At 59.8% G+C, this 17141-nt stretch carries 16 protein-coding genes; 11 read left to right on the top strand and 5 right to left on the bottom strand.

What is annotated here, in order from left to right; genetic code table 11:
- Window positions 1-12: 12 nt before the first annotated feature.
- The 8 genes from mutL (at window position 13) to MSNKSG1_RS09265 (ending at window position 9479) form a co-directional block, all read left to right on the top strand.
- On the top strand, window positions 13-1908 hold the full coding sequence (gene mutL, locus MSNKSG1_RS09300; RefSeq protein WP_008939000.1) for a DNA mismatch repair endonuclease MutL: 1896 nt from the start codon (window positions 13-15) through the stop codon (window positions 1906-1908).
- Window positions 1909-1917: 9 nt separating this feature from the next.
- Window positions 1918-2958 carry a tRNA (adenosine(37)-N6)-dimethylallyltransferase MiaA gene (gene miaA, locus MSNKSG1_RS09295; RefSeq protein ID WP_008938999.1) on the top strand — a complete coding sequence of 347 codons (1041 nt, stop codon included), beginning with the start codon at window positions 1918-1920 and terminating at the stop codon, window positions 2956-2958.
- A gap of 33 nt (window positions 2959-2991) precedes the next feature.
- Complete coding sequence (gene hfq / locus MSNKSG1_RS09290; protein ID WP_008938998.1) at window positions 2992-3243, top strand: RNA chaperone Hfq; 252 nt, start codon at window positions 2992-2994, stop codon at window positions 3241-3243.
- A 116-nt stretch (window positions 3244-3359) separates the two neighbouring features.
- Window positions 3360-4658, top strand: a complete 1299-nt coding sequence (hflX, locus tag MSNKSG1_RS09285; protein WP_008938997.1) for a ribosome rescue GTPase HflX — start codon at window positions 3360-3362, stop codon at window positions 4656-4658.
- Window positions 4659-4735: 77 nt separating this feature from the next.
- Window positions 4736-5929, top strand: a complete 1194-nt coding sequence (hflK, locus tag MSNKSG1_RS09280; RefSeq protein ID WP_008938996.1) for an FtsH protease activity modulator HflK — start codon at window positions 4736-4738, stop codon at window positions 5927-5929.
- A gap of 3 nt (window positions 5930-5932) precedes the next feature.
- Window positions 5933-6811 carry a protease modulator HflC gene (gene hflC / locus MSNKSG1_RS09275; protein ID WP_008938995.1) on the top strand — a complete coding sequence of 293 codons (879 nt, stop codon included), beginning with the start codon at window positions 5933-5935 and terminating at the stop codon, window positions 6809-6811.
- Window positions 6812-6987: 176 nt separating this feature from the next.
- Window positions 6988-8169 (top strand): ATP phosphoribosyltransferase regulatory subunit, encoded by a 1182-nt coding sequence (locus tag MSNKSG1_RS09270; RefSeq protein ID WP_008938994.1) that lies wholly within the window; start codon window positions 6988-6990, stop codon window positions 8167-8169.
- A gap of 14 nt (window positions 8170-8183) precedes the next feature.
- A complete protein-coding gene (locus MSNKSG1_RS09265) occupies window positions 8184-9479 on the top strand; it encodes an adenylosuccinate synthase (protein ID WP_008938993.1) in 1296 nt (431 codons plus the stop codon).
- 47 nt (window positions 9480-9526) lie between these two features.
- Here MSNKSG1_RS09265 and cmoB read toward each other — a convergent pair whose 3' ends face one another.
- The 4 genes from cmoB to MSNKSG1_RS09245 are packed head-to-tail and all read right to left on the bottom strand — an operon-like array spanning window position 9527 to window position 12671.
- Window positions 9527-10519, bottom strand: coding sequence for a tRNA 5-methoxyuridine(34)/uridine 5-oxyacetic acid(34) synthase CmoB (gene cmoB / locus MSNKSG1_RS09260; protein ID WP_008938992.1), 993 nt, complete (start codon window positions 10517-10519; stop codon window positions 9527-9529).
- Window positions 10520-10534: 15 nt separating this feature from the next.
- Window positions 10535-11290: a carboxy-S-adenosyl-L-methionine synthase CmoA gene (gene cmoA / locus MSNKSG1_RS09255; RefSeq protein WP_008938991.1), complete on the bottom strand. Its 756-nt coding sequence runs from the start codon at window positions 11288-11290 to the stop codon at window positions 10535-10537.
- Window positions 11283-11642 carry a hypothetical protein gene (locus MSNKSG1_RS09250; protein ID WP_008938990.1) on the bottom strand — a complete coding sequence of 120 codons (360 nt, stop codon included), beginning with the start codon at window positions 11640-11642 and terminating at the stop codon, window positions 11283-11285. The genes cmoA and MSNKSG1_RS09250 overlap by 8 nt, the downstream gene beginning before the upstream one ends.
- A gap of 27 nt (window positions 11643-11669) precedes the next feature.
- A complete protein-coding gene (locus tag MSNKSG1_RS09245) occupies window positions 11670-12671 on the bottom strand; it encodes a serine/threonine protein kinase (RefSeq protein ID WP_008938989.1) in 1002 nt (333 codons plus the stop codon).
- A gap of 148 nt (window positions 12672-12819) precedes the next feature.
- Here MSNKSG1_RS09245 and MSNKSG1_RS09240 point away from each other — a divergent pair, with 148 nt between their 5' ends.
- Window positions 12820-13926 (top strand): NAD(P)/FAD-dependent oxidoreductase, encoded by a 1107-nt coding sequence (locus MSNKSG1_RS09240; RefSeq protein WP_008938988.1) that lies wholly within the window; start codon window positions 12820-12822, stop codon window positions 13924-13926.
- On the opposite strand, the gene MSNKSG1_RS09235 is transcribed toward MSNKSG1_RS09240, so the two are convergent.
- A complete protein-coding gene (locus MSNKSG1_RS09235) occupies window positions 13923-14675 on the bottom strand; it encodes a ComF family protein (RefSeq protein WP_040886738.1) in 753 nt (250 codons plus the stop codon). The two genes, MSNKSG1_RS09240 and MSNKSG1_RS09235, sit on opposite strands and share 4 nt — an antisense overlap.
- A gap of 49 nt (window positions 14676-14724) precedes the next feature.
- Here MSNKSG1_RS09235 and bioB point away from each other — a divergent pair, with 49 nt between their 5' ends.
- Window positions 14725-15783, top strand: coding sequence for a biotin synthase BioB (gene bioB, locus MSNKSG1_RS09230; protein WP_008938986.1), 1059 nt, complete (start codon window positions 14725-14727; stop codon window positions 15781-15783).
- 175 nt (window positions 15784-15958) lie between these two features.
- Window positions 15959-17137: an 8-amino-7-oxononanoate synthase gene (gene bioF / locus MSNKSG1_RS09225; RefSeq protein WP_008938985.1), complete on the top strand. Its 1179-nt coding sequence runs from the start codon at window positions 15959-15961 to the stop codon at window positions 17135-17137.
- The last annotated feature ends 4 nt before the right edge of the window (window positions 17138-17141 follow it).

Below are 17141 nucleotides of genomic sequence, written 5' to 3'. Positions count from 1 at the left end.
TTTTTCCGAAACATGCCCCACATTCATTTGCTCTCGCCGCGGCTGGCAAACCAGATCGCCGCCGGCGAGGTGGTGGAGCGCCCCGCATCGGTCGTCAAAGAGTTGGTTGAAAATGCGCTGGACGCCGGCGCTGAGCGGGTCGATGTGGAAATCGAACAGGGCGGTGCCAAGCTGATTCGCGTCCGCGACAACGGATGCGGGATTGGCGAGGACGACCTTCCGCTGGCTCTGAGTCGGCACGCAACCAGCAAGATTACCAGCCTTGAGGATCTCGAGTCGGTGGCATCGTTGGGGTTCCGTGGCGAGGCTCTGGCCAGTATCAGTTCCGTTTCCAGGCTTACCTTGACTTCCCGAACCGAGTTTCAGGAGGCTGCCTCCCGGGTTGAGGTTGAGGGGCGGGAGATGGACGCTCGCATTTCTCCGGCGGCGCATCCGGTAGGCACCACCGTCGAGGTTCGCGATCTGTTCTTCAATACGCCTGCACGGCGAAAATTTCTGCGCACTGAGAAGACCGAATTCAATCATGTTGAGGAGTGTGTCCGGCGTCAGGCGCTGAGCCGTTTCGATGCGGGATTCACCCTGCGCCATAACCAGCGAGTGGTTCAGAGCCTTCGGCCGGCGGAATCCCCGCTGGACCGGGAACGGCGGATCGGCGCGCTGTGTGGCCAGCAGTTTATCGACAACGCCGTGGTGATCGATGCCGAAGCAACAGGTCTTCGGCTCTGGGGCTGGGTGGCGCTGCCGACGTTTTCCCGGAGTCAGGCCGACCTGCAGTATTTCTTTGTAAATGGCCGTGTTATCCGGGACAAGCTCGTCGCCCACGCGGTCCGACAGGCCTATCGGGATGTGCTCTACAACAACCGCCATCCCGCGTTCGTGCTGTATCTGGAAGTGGATCCGGCAACCGTGGACGTCAATGTCCATCCCACGAAACACGAAGTGCGTTTCCGGGATGGTCGTCTGGTGCACGACTTCATTTTTCGTACCCTGCATCGGGCCCTGGCGGATGTCCGGCCTGACGATCACCTGCGCGGGGCCGTTGCCCAGTCTGTCGGTCGCGAAACCGCGGGTCAGGCGACTCTGGTCGATTCAATGACCGGCAATGGGGCCGAGGTTGGTGGGGCAATGTCGGGTGCGCCGAGCGGGTATTCGGGATCCGGTGGCAACTGGAACCCGAATCCGCCACGGCAGGACTGGCAGGCCAGTGACCAGATGGCGTTTTATCAGTCGCTGAATGGTGGAGGGGGTGTTTCCGAGCAACCGGCACGCCCGGTGTCAACCCTGTCTGAGGTCACGCCAACGCCGCCGGCGGATACCGGTGAGGAACCACCACTCGGATACGCCATTGCCCAGCTCCACGGTATCTACATCCTTGCCCAGAGCCGCGCCGGGATGGTGGTGGTTGACATGCACGCCGCCCATGAACGGATTACCTATGAACGAATGAAGCGGGCGCTGGCGGAGCAGGATCTCAAGAGTCAGCCGCTGCTGGTGCCGGTATCGCTTGCAGTCAGCCAGAAAGAGGCGGCCCTCGCGGAGACCCACGGTGAGGAACTGCACCAGCTGGGGCTGCAGATTGAACGTATTGGACCGGAGACCCTGGCGGTGCGCCAGGTTCCCGCGTTGCTGCGGGGCGCGGATACCGAACAACTGGTTCGGGATGTGCTGGCAGATCTCATCGAGCACGGACAGAGCGACCGGATCGAGGCGGTGACCCATGAGCTGCTGGGCACCATGGCGTGTCATGGTTCGGTTCGCGCCAACCGTCAGTTGACCATTCCTGAAATGAACTCGCTGTTGCGGGACATGGAGGCAACCGAGCGGAGTGGCCAGTGCAATCACGGGCGGCCGACCTGGACGCTGGTTACCTTGAGTGAACTGGACAAGCTTTTCCTGCGGGGTCGATAGGACGAGCGGATGACAGAACAGAATGCCCCGGGGCACCTCCCGCCTGCCATCTTCCTGATGGGGCCGACTGCCTCCGGCAAGACCGACCTGGCGCTGGCCCTCTGTGAACGGTTGCCCTGCGACATTATCAGCGTGGATTCGGCACTGATATACCGCGGAATGGACATTGGTACGGCGAAGCCGTCGGCGGAGGAATTGGCCCGCGCACCGCATCGTTTGATCGATATCTGCGATCCGGCAGAGACGTATTCGGCCGCGGATTTTCGCCGCGATGCGCTGGCGGAAATGGCGAAAATCACCGAGCAGGGTCGGATTCCTCTCCTGGTGGGAGGGACCATGATGTATTTCAAGGCACTGATGCATGGCATCTCCGGCTTGCCATCTGCGAATGCGGATCTTCGGGCCGGGATCGAGCGGGAAGCCCGTGAAAGGGGCTGGCAGGCACTCCACGAAGAGCTCGAGCGGATCGATCCGGTCGCGGCCAGGATGATTCATCCCAATAACCGGCAGCGTCTGATGAGGGCAATAGAGGTCATCCGTCTGACCGGAAAACCCATTTCATCGTTCTGGCAGGCATCGCCGGAAGGTCATGGCAGTGAACCGGCGGGTGGCGTCGAGGATTACACCTATTTCACGCGCTGGCAGGCAGACGAAGGGGATGTGCTACCGTATACTGTAACCCAGCTTGCAATGGCTCCCCGGGCGCGTACGGAACTCCATGAGCGGATTGAGCGCCGTTTCCAGCTGATGCTGGAGGCGGGGTTTCTGGACGAAGTGCGGGGCCTCATGGCCCGAGATGATCTTCATCCTGAGCTGCCCTCAATGCGCTGCGTTGGATACCGGCAGGCCTGGGCGTATTTGTCGGGCGCGACGAATTATGAAGCATTTGTAAATTCCGGTGTGGCGGCGACGCGACAGTTGGCGAAGCGTCAGCTCACCTGGTTGCGCAAATGGTCCGATGTCCATTGGCTGGACAGTGACGATAAACTTATCGTCGCGACAGCCTTGAAAAAAATCGGGCAACGCACCACATTAAAATCTGAAAAATGACGATCTGCAATTACTCAAAACAGGAGAATACACATGTCAAAAGGGCACTCGTTACAAGACCCTTACCTGAATGCCTTGCGCAAGGAACGCATCCCGGTTTCCATCTTTCTGGTCAATGGCATCAAGCTTCAGGGCCAGATTGAATCTTTCGACCAGTTCGTGATTCTGCTGAAAAATACTGTCAGCCAGATGGTCTACAAGCACGCAATTTCCACAGTGGTGCCTGCTCGTAACGTTCGCGTTCCGCCGCAGAACCCGGCAGGTGAAGGCGAGTCTGAGGACTGATCTGTCCGGTAAAGCAGGTTTTGCCACCCGCGTTTCCGAGAGCCGTGAGCGGTTCCAGGGGCGCGGGTGTTTCTTTTTTGGCCTTCGGGCTTTTGTGATTCTGGAGTTGGTAGCCTTTGTTTGAGCGTCCCGATGTTGGTGAGAGGGCGGTGCTGGTCCACATCGATTTTACCGCCCACGATGATGTTGAAGATCCCGATGAGTTTCGTGAGCTGGTGACGTCTGCCAGTGTCGAGCCGGTTGTCCTGGTTACCGGTTCCCGGAAGCAGCCGAGCCCCCGCCTGTTTGTTGGTGAGGGGAAGCTTGAAGAGATTCGGGATGCGATTACGGCCCATGACGCAGACGTGGTTCTGTTCAATCACGCGTTGAGCCCGAGCCAGGAACGTAACATCGAGCGGGAACTCAAATGCCGTGTCCTGGACCGCACCGGCGTGATTCTGGATATTTTCGCCCAGAGGGCGCGGACGCACGAAGGTAAGCTCCAGGTCGAGCTGGCCCAGCTGGAGCACATGTCGACCCGACTGGTGCGAGGCTGGACACACCTTGAACGCCAGAAGGGGGGTATCGGTCTCCGCGGGCCCGGTGAAACCCAGCTGGAAACCGACCGTCGTCTGCTCCGGGAGCGGATCAAGTCGATCCACAAGCGCCTGGAGAAAGTTCGTCGCCAGCGTAACCAGGGGCGTCGGGCGCGCCATCGGGCGGATATTCCCACCGTGTCGCTGGTAGGTTACACGAACGCGGGCAAATCGACGCTGTTCAATAGACTGACCACCTCGACCGTGTACGCGGCCAACCAGTTGTTCGCCACACTTGATCCGACGCTCCGTCGTCTTGAACTTCCTGATATCGGGCCGGTCGTATTGGCGGATACCGTCGGGTTTATCCGGCATTTGCCGCACAAACTGGTCGAGGCTTTCAGGGCCACTCTGGAAGAAACGACGGAAGCGAGCCTGTTGCTGCACGTTATCGATTGTCATGACCACCGTCGGGATGACAACATCGAGCAGGTTGAAGGCGTGCTGGCAGAGATCGGTGCGGACGAAATCCCCGTATTACAGGTGTTCAACAAAATCGATCTTCTCGATGGGTTTGTGCCCCGTATCGACCGGAACGAAGAGGGGATTCCGGTGAGGGTGTGGGTTTCAGCGGTAACCGGTGATGGGCTCGACATCCTGTTCGATGCGGTGGTCGAGCGCCTGGCTGAAGACGTTGTCCATTATTTTGTGTTGCTCGGGCCGGCGGACGGAAAACTCCGGGCGCTGCTCCATGAAGCAGGATCGGTGCTCAGTGAAGAGCACCATGACACCGGCGAGAGCGTGGTGGAGGTGAGATTGCAAAACCGCGACTGGCTCCAGTTGCTGAGTCGGGCGGGGATGAAGGAGCATGAGGTTCGACTCGATGAGAGTCGGGCTTGAGCTGGCAGCTATTGCCGGGGCGTTGATAAATCCCTAGTATTTGCAGCCATTCGAAATGATAAGGAACGGAGAGCACTATGGCCTGGAATGAACCGGGTGGAAACCGTAATGACAACGATCCCTGGGGAACCGGGGGCGGTCGTCGCGGCAATGATCAGGGACCGCCAGACCTTGACGAGGCGCTGAAAAAAGGCCTGGACAAACTGAATCGCATGCTGGGCGGTAAAGGTGGCAAGTCCGGTGGCGGGAATACCGGTGGCAGCGCTGGTGGCTACGGCGCCATTCTGGCGATCGCAGTCATTCTTGTTGTCGGCTACGTGATCTATCAGTCTTTCTACACCGTTGACGAGCAGGAGCGTGCCGTCGTTCTTCGTTTCGGTGAGTATTCCAGGACCGAGGATCCGGGTCTCCGTTTCAAGGTGCCTCTCATCGATGACGTTTACAAGGTGCGGGTCACCAGTGTCCGTACGGCGGAATCTCAAGGTCAGATGCTGACGCAGGATGAGAATCTCGTGTCGGTAGATCTTCAGGTTCAGTACCGGGTGAGCAATGCCCGGGATTACGTTCTGAACGTCCGCGACTCCAACCAGGCCCTGGCGTTCGCTACTGACAGTGCCCTGCGTCACGAGGTCGGTAACGCCACCATGGACGCCGTTCTGACCGAAGGTCGGGCAGAACTGGCAATCAACGTGGAGCAGCGCCTGCAGGCGTTCCTCAAGGAGTACGGTGCCGGGCTCCAGATCATTCGTGTGAACGTTGAGAGCACACAGCCGCCCGCAGCGGTCCAGGACGCCTTCCGCGAAGTTCAGCGGGCGCGTGAAGATGAGCAGCGGCTGGTAGAAGAGGCCGAAACCTATCGGAATAAAGTCGTTCCGGAAGCGCGTGGTAGAGCTCAGCGTCTGGTAGAGGAGGCAAACGCCTACAAATCCCGGGTGACCGAGTCCGCCAATGGTGAAGCCGCCCGCTATCTGGATCTGTTGAGTGCCTATCAGGAGGCGCCGGGTGTGACCCGCGAGCGCATGTATCTGCAGGCTCTGGAAAACGTGATGTCGAATACCAGCAAGGTCTATGTCGATACCAAATCATCGAACAACATGATGTATCTGCCACTGGACCAGATGATGAAGAACCAGTCCGGTTCCTCCAGTCAGAACAGCACCTCCGGCGGGTCCGGCAGCGGTTCTGGCCAGGTGGATATCCAGTCGGTGACGGATCAGGTGCTGCGTGAACTGCGCAACCGCCAAACTGCCAATTCCAGGACGGGGAGATAATCAATGGGTCCGAAAAGTATTATCGGTCTTGCTGGGGCCTTGATCGTTGTTCTGGTGGTCACCTCCAGCGTCTACATTATTCCTGAAACCCATCGGGGCGTCCTGTTACGCTTCGGCGAGCTGATTGAAACCAACGTCGGCCCGGGTATCCACTTCAAAGTGCCGGTGATTGACCAGGTGCGAATGTTCGATGTTCGGGTGCTGACCATGGACCTTCCGTCTCGTCAGTACCTGACCGTGGAGAAGAAACCGCTGGACGTGGATTCCTACATCGCGTGGCAGATTAGCGACGTGGATACTTTCTACCGGGCAACCGGGGGTAACGAGTTCAGTGCCCAGTCGTTGCTTTCGTCCCGCATCGACAACGGCCTCCGAAACGAATTCGGTGTCCGTACCATGCACGAAGTAGTTACCGGACAGCGGGACGAGCTGATGCATACGCTCCGTGATCAGGTTAACGAGACGTCGATTTCGGAATTCGGCATCCGGGTACTCGACATTCGTGTGAAGGCGATCGAATTACCGAAACAGGTAAGTGAGAACGTGTATCGCCGGATGTCGACGGAGCGTGAAAAGCTCGCCCAGGAGTTCCGCTCCCGGGGTAAGGAAGCGGCTGAAGGTATTCGCGCCGACGCGGATCGCCAGAAGACGGTGATTCTGGCTGAAGCCTTCTCCAAGTCCGAGAAGATCCGCGGTGAAGGTGACGGTGCGGCTGCCCGGACCTATGCCAGGGCGTACAGCCAGGATCCGGACTTCTACAGCTTTTACCGGAGCCTGTCCGCCTACCAGAAGTCCTTCGCCAACAAGAACGACATCATGGTGATCGACTCGGACAGCGATTTCCTGAAGTTCCTGAAAGACCCGAAGGGCGCCCCCAACTGAGGGTGCCCTGGTCAAAGAACCGGAATGCTGCGGTATTCCGGTTTTTTTGTGCCTGACAACCGTGTAGAATTCGGTCGGTTTTGTTTCGGGTTTTTCCGGACGCCGACTATGTCACAAATCCTGAGCGTCCGTGCTGGCCATCCGGTCGTTGCGGACATCACAGTCAACGGAATCTCATGACAGTATCTGATCGCTGGTTACTGCCGGACGGGGTAGAGGACATTCTGCCGCCGCTGGCCGGACGGATCGAATCACTTCGCCGGGATGTAATGGATACCTGCCAGCGCTGGGGTTACCAGCTGGTGATCCCGCCGCTCATTGAATATCTGGAGTCATTGTTTACCGGTACCGGTCATGACCTGGAGCTGCAGACCTTCAAACTGACGGATCAGCTCACGGGACGCATGATGGGTGTCCGGGCCGACATGACACCCCAGGCTGCCCGCATCGACGCCCATACGCTGGGTGAGGAAGGTATCACCCGGCTTTGTTACGCCGGGCATGTGCTGCATACCCGTCCCCGTCACATGCTGACCGGCCGTACGCCCATTCAGGCAGGCTGCGAACTGTTTGGCAGCGCCTCCGAGTCTGCGGACATGGAAGTGATCAGCCTGATGCTGGAGACATTGCGTGTCGCGGGGCTGCCTCGTATCCACCTGGATCTGGCCCACGTTGCCATCTACGAGAGTCTGGTCGGCGAGGCCGATTTCGACCGTGATACCGAAGCCTCGATTTTCGATGCGATGGCCCGCAAGTCCGTGCCCGAGCTCGATGAATTACTGGGTGAATGCCCGGAGGGCTCGGCTGGAAGCCGATTGCGTCGGCTGGCCCGGGTCAGCGGTGGCCCGGAAGCGCTGGACGAGGCGCGTCAGATTCTCAGCGGTGCCTCCGAAGCACTGGACAGCGCGCTGGATCAGTTGGAGCGTGTGTCCCGGATGCTGGCCCGTGACTTCCCGGAGATCAGTTTCGGGTTCGATTTCTGTGAGCTCCGGGGATACAACTACCATACCGGCCTGGTGTTTGCGGCCTATGTGCCGGGCCACGGGGATTCGGTGGCCAAGGGTGGCCGATACGATGCGATCGGAAGCGATTTTGGCCGCGCGCGTCCTGCGACCGGTTTCAGCCTGGACATTCGTGCGCTGGTCTCCCTGGGGGAGCGGGTGGTCCAGAGGCAGGGAGCGATCTGGGCTCCGGCCGACCAGGATCCTGCCCTGGAGGGCGTCATATCCGGATTGCGGCTGACCGAAGCAGTGGTCCGTGCATTGCCTGAGGATGAAGGTTGCGATCCGGCCACCCGAGGGTGTAACCGGCAATTGGTTAAAAGAGATGGCCAGTGGGTCGTCGAATCTCTGGACTGAATCGAGAGCGAATCATGGGTAAGAATGTTGTTGTGCTGGGCACCCAGTGGGGTGACGAAGGCAAAGGTAAGATCGTCGACCTGTTGACCGACAAGGTATCGGCCGTGGTCCGGTTCCAGGGTGGCCATAACGCCGGCCATACCCTGGTGATCGAGGGCAAGAAGACGGCTCTGCACCTGATTCCTTCCGGTATCCTGCGCCAGGATGTCCAGTGCCTGATCGGCAACGGGGTTGTTCTCTCTCCGGAAGCGCTGTTGAAAGAGGTTCGGGAGCTGGAGAGCAATGGCGTTGCCGTCAGAGAGCGTCTGAAAATCAGTCTCGCCTGTCCGATCATTCTTCGTACCCACGTACGTATTGACCAGGCTCGTGAACGGGCCCGCGGTAACGACAAGATTGGCACTACCGGTCGGGGCATTGGTCCCGCCTACGAAGACAAGGTTTCCCGGCGGGGCGTCCGTCTGGGTGACCTCTGCAATCCCGCTGACTTCGAAGAAAAGCTGCGGGAGATCATGGCGTACCATAACTTCGTCCTGACCGAGTATTACAAGGAAGAAGCCGAAGACATCGACGCCGCTCTGGAAGAGCTGCGTCAGATGGGTGAGGAAATCCTGCCCATGTCCGCCGATGTGACCGACATTCTTCACGATCTCCGCAAGCGTGGTGAGAACATCCTGTTCGAGGGTGCACAGGGTTCGCTGCTGGATATCGATCTCGGAACCTATCCGTACGTGACGTCATCCAACACCACGGCCGGTGGTACGGCAACCGGCTCCGGGTTCGGTCCGCTGTTCCTCGACTATGTGCTGGGCATTACCAAGGCCTACACCACCCGTGTGGGTTCGGGCCCGTTCCCGACCGAACTGTTTGACAACATGGGCGAGCACCTGGCGGTGAAGGGCAACGAAGTCGGCACCACCACCGGTCGTTCCCGTCGCTGTGGCTGGTTTGATGCCGTGGCGCTGCGCCACGCGATCCAGATCAACAGCGTCTCCGGCATCTGCCTGACCAAGCTGGACGTGCTTGATGGCCTGGAAACCGTGAAAGTGTGCGTGGGCTACAAGACTCCGAATGGCGAAATCTTCCGTCCGCCCATCGGCTGCGACAGCTACAAGGACATTGAGCCGGTGTACGAGGAACTGCCGGGCTGGAGTGAGAGCACTGTTGGCCTCACCAGCATCGACCAGCTTCCGGAGAATGCCAAGGCCTATATCCGCTTCCTGGAGGAGCAGATCGAGGCGCCGATCGATATCATCTCGACTGGTCCGGACCGGATCGAGACGATTACCCTGCGTCATCCGTTTGGCGAGTGATCGGTCGGTTCCTTTGAAAAACCCCGCTGTTGCGGGGTTTTTGCGTTTCAGGGCTTGGTCGCGATAACCGTCGCGCGTCTGGGGCCGGGATAGCCTTCAATGGTGCGGGAGGGGTCCTCCGGATCCAGAAAATCCTGAAGCGAGTTGAATCGCATCCAGTCTGTGGAGCGCTGCTCCTCGGTGGTGGTTACCGAGACATCCACCACCCGGGCATCCCGGAAGCCGGTCCGTTGTAACCAGCGTAGCAGAGTGTCGCAACTGGGCAGGAACCAGACGTTGCGCATCTGGCCATACCGGTCCTCCGGCATCAGGCTGTAGCCTTCGGGGCCGTCTACAACCAGGGTTTCCAGCACCAGCTCACCTCCGCGGCGCAGCGTGCCCTTCAGTTCCAGGAGGTGATCCAGTGGTGAGCGTCGGTGATAGAGCACGCCCATTGAAAACGTGGTATCGAACGCCTCCAGTCCAGCCGGAAGGTCTTCCATTCGCACCGGCAGGAGATCCACGGGCACGTCTCCCAGATACTTTTTAACGGCCAGGAACTGGAACAGGAACAGCAGGCCCGGATCAATGCCGATGACCCGTCCGGCGCCAGCACCGTACATGCGCCAGCAGTGATAGCCAGAGCCGCAGCCCACATCCAGAATCTGTCGACCGCTCAGGTCCGAGAGGTGGGGCGCAACGCGATCCCATTTCCAGTCCGATCGCCATTCGGTATCAATATCGATGCCAAAGAACCGGAAAGGGCCTTTTCGCCAGGGCATCAGGCCTCTGAGTCCCTGCTCCATTTGCTCGCAGATGGACGCCGATAGCGGGGTCGGCGCATCCAGAGTAATCGCGGAGGTGGTGAGGTCGGCGCTCGCAGCGCTCACGGCAGGGAGCGATTCCAGTGCGTCCTGCCAGCGTCCCAGGTCGCCGTGGGGATTATCATCAAACTTGCGCCGGAACTGCTCTCTGAGCAGCTCTGCCCAGTCCTGAAGGCCGTCCTTGTCGAGGGCGTTCAGTACGGGATCGAAGGTGGACTGCCAGTCAAATCGGGTCATGGTAAGGGTCGGATGTCAGTCGGCCTTGATGGCCAGCATGGATACAAAATTGAAGCATTGGTACCAGAGCACCACCCGCTCGAAGCCTGCGCTTAGCAGTCGTTCCCGGTGGGCGGCCAGGGTCTCGGGAATCAATACCTGTTCGATGGCCGTTCGCTTCTGACTGATTTCCAGGTCGGAGTAGCCGTTGGCCCGTTTGAATTCATGATGCAGGCGGGTCTGGATGTCCTGTTCTTCGTCTGACTCGAAGCGAATCTTCTCCGACAGGATCAGGACGCCGCCAGGCCGGGTCGCTGATGCAATTCGGGTCAGAAGCTCGGTGCGTCGTTCCGGTGGCACGAACTGGAGCGTGAAGTTCAGCGTCGTCACTGAGGCGTTGCTCAGCTCGGTCGTAAGTATGTCCTCGCACCGAAGCGTCACCGGCACCGATGAATCGTCCAGCGCGACATAGTGTTCGCAGCGTTCGATCATGGCGTCGGAGTTGTCGACACCAAATAGACGGCAGTCGTCGTGCCGGATGCCATGGCGCATGGCCAGCGTCGAGGCGCCCAGGGAACAGCCCAGATCGTAGCAGTGGGAGTCCGGCTGGGCATACTGCTCCGTGATCACTTCGATCATCGGAATGATCGTGGTGTAGCCGGGCACCGAGCGCCGGATCATGTCCGGGAAGACCCGGGCGACGGATGCATCAAACCGGAAGTCTTCCGGTTTGCGTTCGGTGGCGAACAGACGGTCCGTGATTTGCTCCGGTGTCTTCGGACCCTCACTCATTGGCCGGCTCCTGTTTCGGAACGGCGGGCGCGGTTGGCGAGGGGCGGGTACAGCGTACGCCACGATTCTTGTAGTCCACCAGGATACCAAGGAACGACGGATCCTCGTCTGCGGCGATGGCCAGATAGCCATTTTCACAGGCGGCGTGCAGTTCCGAGGCCTTCGGAGACATCCGGAAATCCTCTCCGGGCGTAACGTGGATGGCCTGGAAATCCCCGACAGGCACATGGTCCTTGTTGTCGGAATGATCAATCCGGCCGGCGACCTCAAGGGCGAGTATGGTGCCGATCACCGACACCAGTGCTGTCAGGATCAGGCTGCGGGCGGTAAAGCGTGCTTCGGTCTGGCTCATGCCTACCTCAATGATGAATGGATGAAATCAGTATTGACCGGGAATGCTGATGGCCGGCGATTGCAGTGCTGAGATCTGTTCCCGGAGCGCCAGGATCTGATCCGACCAGAACCGCGCCTGGCCAAACCACGGAAAGAAGCGTGGGAAGGCCGGATCGTCCCAGCGTTTCGCCAGCCAGGCGCAGTGGGCGATTTGCCGGTAGCAGCGGAATGGCTCGATGAGGTGCCGTTCCCGCCGGTTGAAGTCACGGAACATTTCATAACCTTCCAGCAGTTCTCCCAGTTGGGCGCCCCGTTCGTTGTCTTCCCCGTTCAGGAGCAGCCACATGTCCTGGATTGCCGGCCCGGAACGGCAATCGTCGAGATCAACGAACAGCATCTGTTCCTCGCGGCAGAGGATGTTTCCGGCATGGCAGTCGCCATGCAGGCGAAGCGTGTCGACGGGGCCGGCCTCTTCAATGCGCGCAGCGCAGAGTTTGGTGAGCTCTGGAATCAGACTGTCCCAGGCCGGGCGAAGATCCCGGGGGACCCAGTCGCCCTCGATCAGCAGTTGGTTATTGGTCGCCAGCCCCTGAAGAAGCGAAAAAGACGGCCGGTGTTCAAAAGTGTGTCGGGCGCCGATGTTGTGCAGTTGCCCGAGCCACTGGCCCAGTCGATAAAGCGTGTCCGTTACGCTGGTGTCCGGTGCCTGCCCGCCTCGCTGCGGGAAGACCGCAAAGAGAAATCCTCCCTCCGATCCCAGCGTATCCCCATTGGCCAGGGGCACGGGCGCGACGACCGGAATGCCCGCTTCCTGCAGTTCAAGGCTGAACGCATGCTCTTCCCGGATTGCTGCTTCAGACCACCGACCGGGCCGGTAGAACTTGACGATGACGGACGGCGCGTCCTCGACACCAATCTGATACACCCGGTTCTCATAACTGTTCAGTGCGAACAGCCGGCCATTGACGGCGACCCCGGCGGCCTCGACAGCGTCAAGAATCAGGTCCGGTGTCAGTTGGTCGTAGGGATGGCTGGAAACATCGGGCATAGTGACTGCAAACCGCGGAAAATTTGGCCGATTATACCTGTTCAGGGGGTGGCCCGTAATGCTCGCTGGCGAGGAATGTTTATGGTTACAGGATCGGGATCAACAGGGTAAGTTGTCGAACTGGTGTGCAGGAGTATCGGGTAACCCCATGGAAGACGTACTGAAAACACAGACGGTCGTGATCGGCGCAGGCGTTGTTGGTCTGGCTATTGGCCGTGCACTGGCGTTGGCGGGGCAGGACGTTATTGTACTGGAGGAGGCCGGCCGCTTCGGCTCAGGGATATCCTCACGCAACAGTGAGGTGATTCACGCCGGTATCTACTATCCGGAGGGATCCCGGAAGGCTCGCCTGTGTGTGGCGGGGCGTCAGGCTCTCTACGAGTATTGCCGGCGGCATCAGGTCGGATACCGGCAATGCGGCAAGTGGATCGTGGCCACGTCGCCGGAGCAGGCCGGTCAGTTGGAAGACATTCAGCGAAAAGCGGAGGGCAACGGGGTGACGCTGACCGGGATGACGGGCCAGGATTTTGCCCGGCGGCTCCCGGATATCCGCGCCGATGCGGCCCTGTGGTCGCCGGAAACCGGCATCGTGGATTCTCACGGTCTCATGCTGTCACTGCTTGGTGACCTTCAGGATCATGGGGGTCAACTGGCATTGAACACGCCGGTTCTCCGTGGGGTGTCCGACCGGACCGGCCATCGTCTGATCGTCGGAGGAGCGTCGCCCTGTATTCTCCTTGCCGAACGGGTCGTGAACGCCGCAGGTCTCGGGGCACCGGGGTTGGCCGGTCACTGGGAGGGCTTGTCGGACGACTGGCGGCCCCGCCAATGGCTGGCGCGAGGTGTCTATTTTTCCTACTCGGGTCATCATCCCTTCGACAGTCTCATCTATCCTGTCCCGGAGCCGGGCGGTCTGGGTGTTCACCTGACCCTGGATCTGGCGGGCCAGGCCCGTTTCGGGCCGGATGTGGAGTGGATTTCGGAGGAACGTTATTTTGTGGATCCCGAGCGGGTTCATCCGTTTGAGGCCGGGATCCGGCGCTGGTGGCCGGATCTGGATGCATCCCGACTTCAACCGGCTTATGCGGGGATAAGGCCCAAGCTGGGAGGACCGGACGACGGCTTCCGGGATTTTCGGGTCGACGGCCCGAACGATCACGGCATCCCGGGACTGGTAAACCTGTTCGGCATCGAATCACCCGGCCTGACGTCTTGCCTGGCTCTGGCCGATGAGGTCGCGCAACTGTTGGGTTAGCCTTCGTGCTGGCCCTGGCCGGGCGTTCGCGCGAGGGCCCAGATCTCGACGTGCCGGGCGCCGGCTTCGAGAAGGTTTGCCGCCATCACTCTCGCCGTTGCGCCGGTCGTCACCACGTCATCCACAATCGCAATGTCTGAAGGCGGTGTACCGCAGACCTCGAACACTTCCCTCAGATTGTCCAGTCTCTGTGTCCGGGTCAGCGCTCTCTGGGGCGTTGTTCGCCTTGCCCGCCGGATAAGGCCGGCGTGAATCGGGAGTATCAGGTGTTTTGCGAGGCCCTCGGCAATGTCGTCAGCGTGGTTGAAGCCGCGTTGTCGGCGACGCCCGGGATGCATGGGAGCCGGCACAAGGGCGCAGGTGGCGGGGGATGGTTCTTCCCGCAGGTCCTGTTCGAGAAAGCGGGCAAAGTCCTCAATGAGAGGCCGCCCGAATTTCCGGTCTCCCCGGTATTTGTAACGACCGATCATGCCATCGACAGGAAACCGGTATTGCCAGGGAATCCGGGCCCTGACAAACGATGGTGGGTCCAGAATGCATTCGCCGCAAAGCCTAGGCATCGCCGATTCCGGCAGGGGGAGTCCGCAGCGGCGGCATCCATACCGGTTAACGGGAAGTTCCTGCCGGCAGGGCGCGCATAGGCCATTGAATGCGTTGGAATCCAGGCAGGCGACGCAGCGCCCGATAGTTGGTCGGCCGTTAACCTTTAGTCCTATCAAGGTTGACAGCGAGGGTAGTCCCTTTATCATCTGTTTATCCGTAAACCCAGAGACCGGGAAAGGTTAACAGGACTGAACTATGACCGCTACTGAACTGCGTCACGATTGGACCCTACAAGAGGCCCGGGCTCTTTTTGAGCTGCCGTTCAATGATCTTCTGTTCCGTGCCCAGACGGTGCACAGGGCCCATTTCGACCCCAATGAGGTGCAGGTGAGTACCTTGTTGTCGATCAAGACCGGTGCCTGTCCGGAGGACTGCAAGTACTGCCCCCAGAGTGGTCATTACAACACCGGCCTGGAAAAGGAAAAGCTTCTGGAGATCGAGAAAGTGGTGGCCGAGGCCCGTGCAGCCCGGGAGAAGGGCGCGTCGCGCTTCTGCATGGGCGCCGCCTGGCGGAGTCCGGCCCGGAAGGATATGCCCTATGTGCTGGACATGATCCGGCAGGTCAAATCGCTGGGGCTTGAGACCTGTATGACCCTGGGAATGCTTGAAGAGAACCAGGCCAGGGAACTGGCGGACGCGGGGCTGGATTATTACAACCACAACCTCGATACCTCCGAGAAGTTCTACAACCACATCATTACGACCCGGACCTACCAGGATCGTCTGGACACGCTGGATAACGTGCGAAAGGCGGGCATGAAAGTCTGCTGCGGCGGCATCATGGGTATGGGGGAAGAAGAGGATGACCGGGTTGGGCTTTTGGTCCAGCTGGCCAATCTGCCCCAGCACCCGGAAAGTGTTCCGGTGAATATGCTGGTCAAGGTGAAGGGGACGCCCCTGGAGAATGTGGAGGATCTGGATTCGTTCGAGTTTATCCGAATCATTGCGGTGGCTCGCATCATGATGCCGGCTTCCCACGTTCGGCTTTCTGCCGGCCGCGAGCAGATGAACGAGCAGATGCAGGCGTTGTGCTTCATGGCGGGAGCCAACTCCATATTTTATGGAGAGAAGCTGCTGACCACATCCAATCCGGAGGCGGATTCGGACATGCAGCTGTTCCGAAAACTTGGAATCCGGCCGGAGCAGCGGGAGCAGTGCGCGACCGAGGAGCAGGAGGAGGAAGCGATTGCCGAGGCGGTAGAGCATGAGGCAACCCGCCACCTGTTTTATGACGCGACCCGGGAGTCGGCCTGATAGCGGGGCGACTTTGGAGCTTGCTATCGGCGGGGAGGCCCTTCCAGGAACCGCTACGAGCACATCCATGTGCGCTTGAGTGAAGCCGTCCATGGCTTCACACATTCCTGGAAGGGCCTCCCCGCCGATAACCCGGGCCAAGGAGTCGTCTTCCGATCCAATATGGGCTTAAGTGATGCGTGATTTTGCAAGAGAGATTGAAGAACGGAAGCAGGTCGGGTTGTACCGGACCCGGAGGCTGGTTTCTGGTCCCCAGCGACCCGAACTGACGGCTGATGGTAACCGGCTGCTGTCCTTCTGTAGCAACGATTACCTTGGTCTGGCCAATCATGCTGCCAACATTGAAGCCTTGCAGAATGCCCTCCCTCAAACCGGCCTGGGCGGCGCGGCATCTCACCTGATCTGTGGCCATCATGAGGCTCATCACGAACTTGAGCAGCGCTTGGCAGCCTTTACCCGCCGCAGTGCGGCGTTGTTTTTTTCCACGGGCTACATGGCGAACATGGGCGTGATTTCGGCACTGGCCGGTCGTGGTGACACGATTTTCTCGGACAGCCTCAATCATGCGTCGATCATCGACGGTTGTATTCTTAGCCGTGCCCGAATCCAGCGTTACCCGCATGGTGATGTGAACGCCCTCGAATCCATGCTCCGTGAGACGTCAGGTCACAAACTTGTGGTTACCGATGGCGTGTTCAGCATGGACGGCGATGTCGCACCGTTGCGGGAGCTGGCCCGTGTTTGTCGCGAAAACGACGCGTTGTTAGTGGTCGATGATGCGCATGGTATTGGCGTGCTGGGTCCGGAGGGCCGGGGCAGTGTTCTCGATGCGGGGCTCACGGAGCAGGATGTGCCGGTTCTGATCGGTACCCTGGGTAAGGCTGTCGGCACCAGTGGTGCTTTTGTGGCCGGTTCGGAACTGCTCATGGACTATCTGGTCCAGAAGGCCCGGACCTATATCTACACGACGGCCATGCCGCCGGCGATGGCCAGGGCAACGATCAACAGTCTTGATGTGATTGAGCAGGGCGACCACCTTCGGGCGCATCTGGATGGGTTGATTGCCCGTTTTCGTGCCGGAGCCAATGAGCTCGGTTTCGAGTTGATGGCGTCGCACACACCGATCCAGCCGTTGATGGTGGGTGACAATGAGTCTGCGCTTGGGCTCAGCCGGGCGCTTGAAGCGCGGGGCTTCCTGGTGACCGCCATACGTCCGCCAACGGTGCCGGCCGGAGAGGCACGGTTACGGGTGACCCTGAGTGCCGCACACAGCATGGCGGACGTCGAAAAATTGTTGGTCGCGCTGTCTTACTGCCGGCCAACCCTGCCTGTTCGGGCAGCGGCGTCGGTTTAATCAC

It is taken from the genome of Marinobacter santoriniensis NKSG1, assembly GCF_000347775.1.
Taxonomy (GTDB): domain Bacteria; phylum Pseudomonadota; class Gammaproteobacteria; order Pseudomonadales; family Oleiphilaceae; genus Marinobacter; species Marinobacter santoriniensis.
This window is presented reverse-complemented; position numbering and strand designations above follow the sequence as displayed.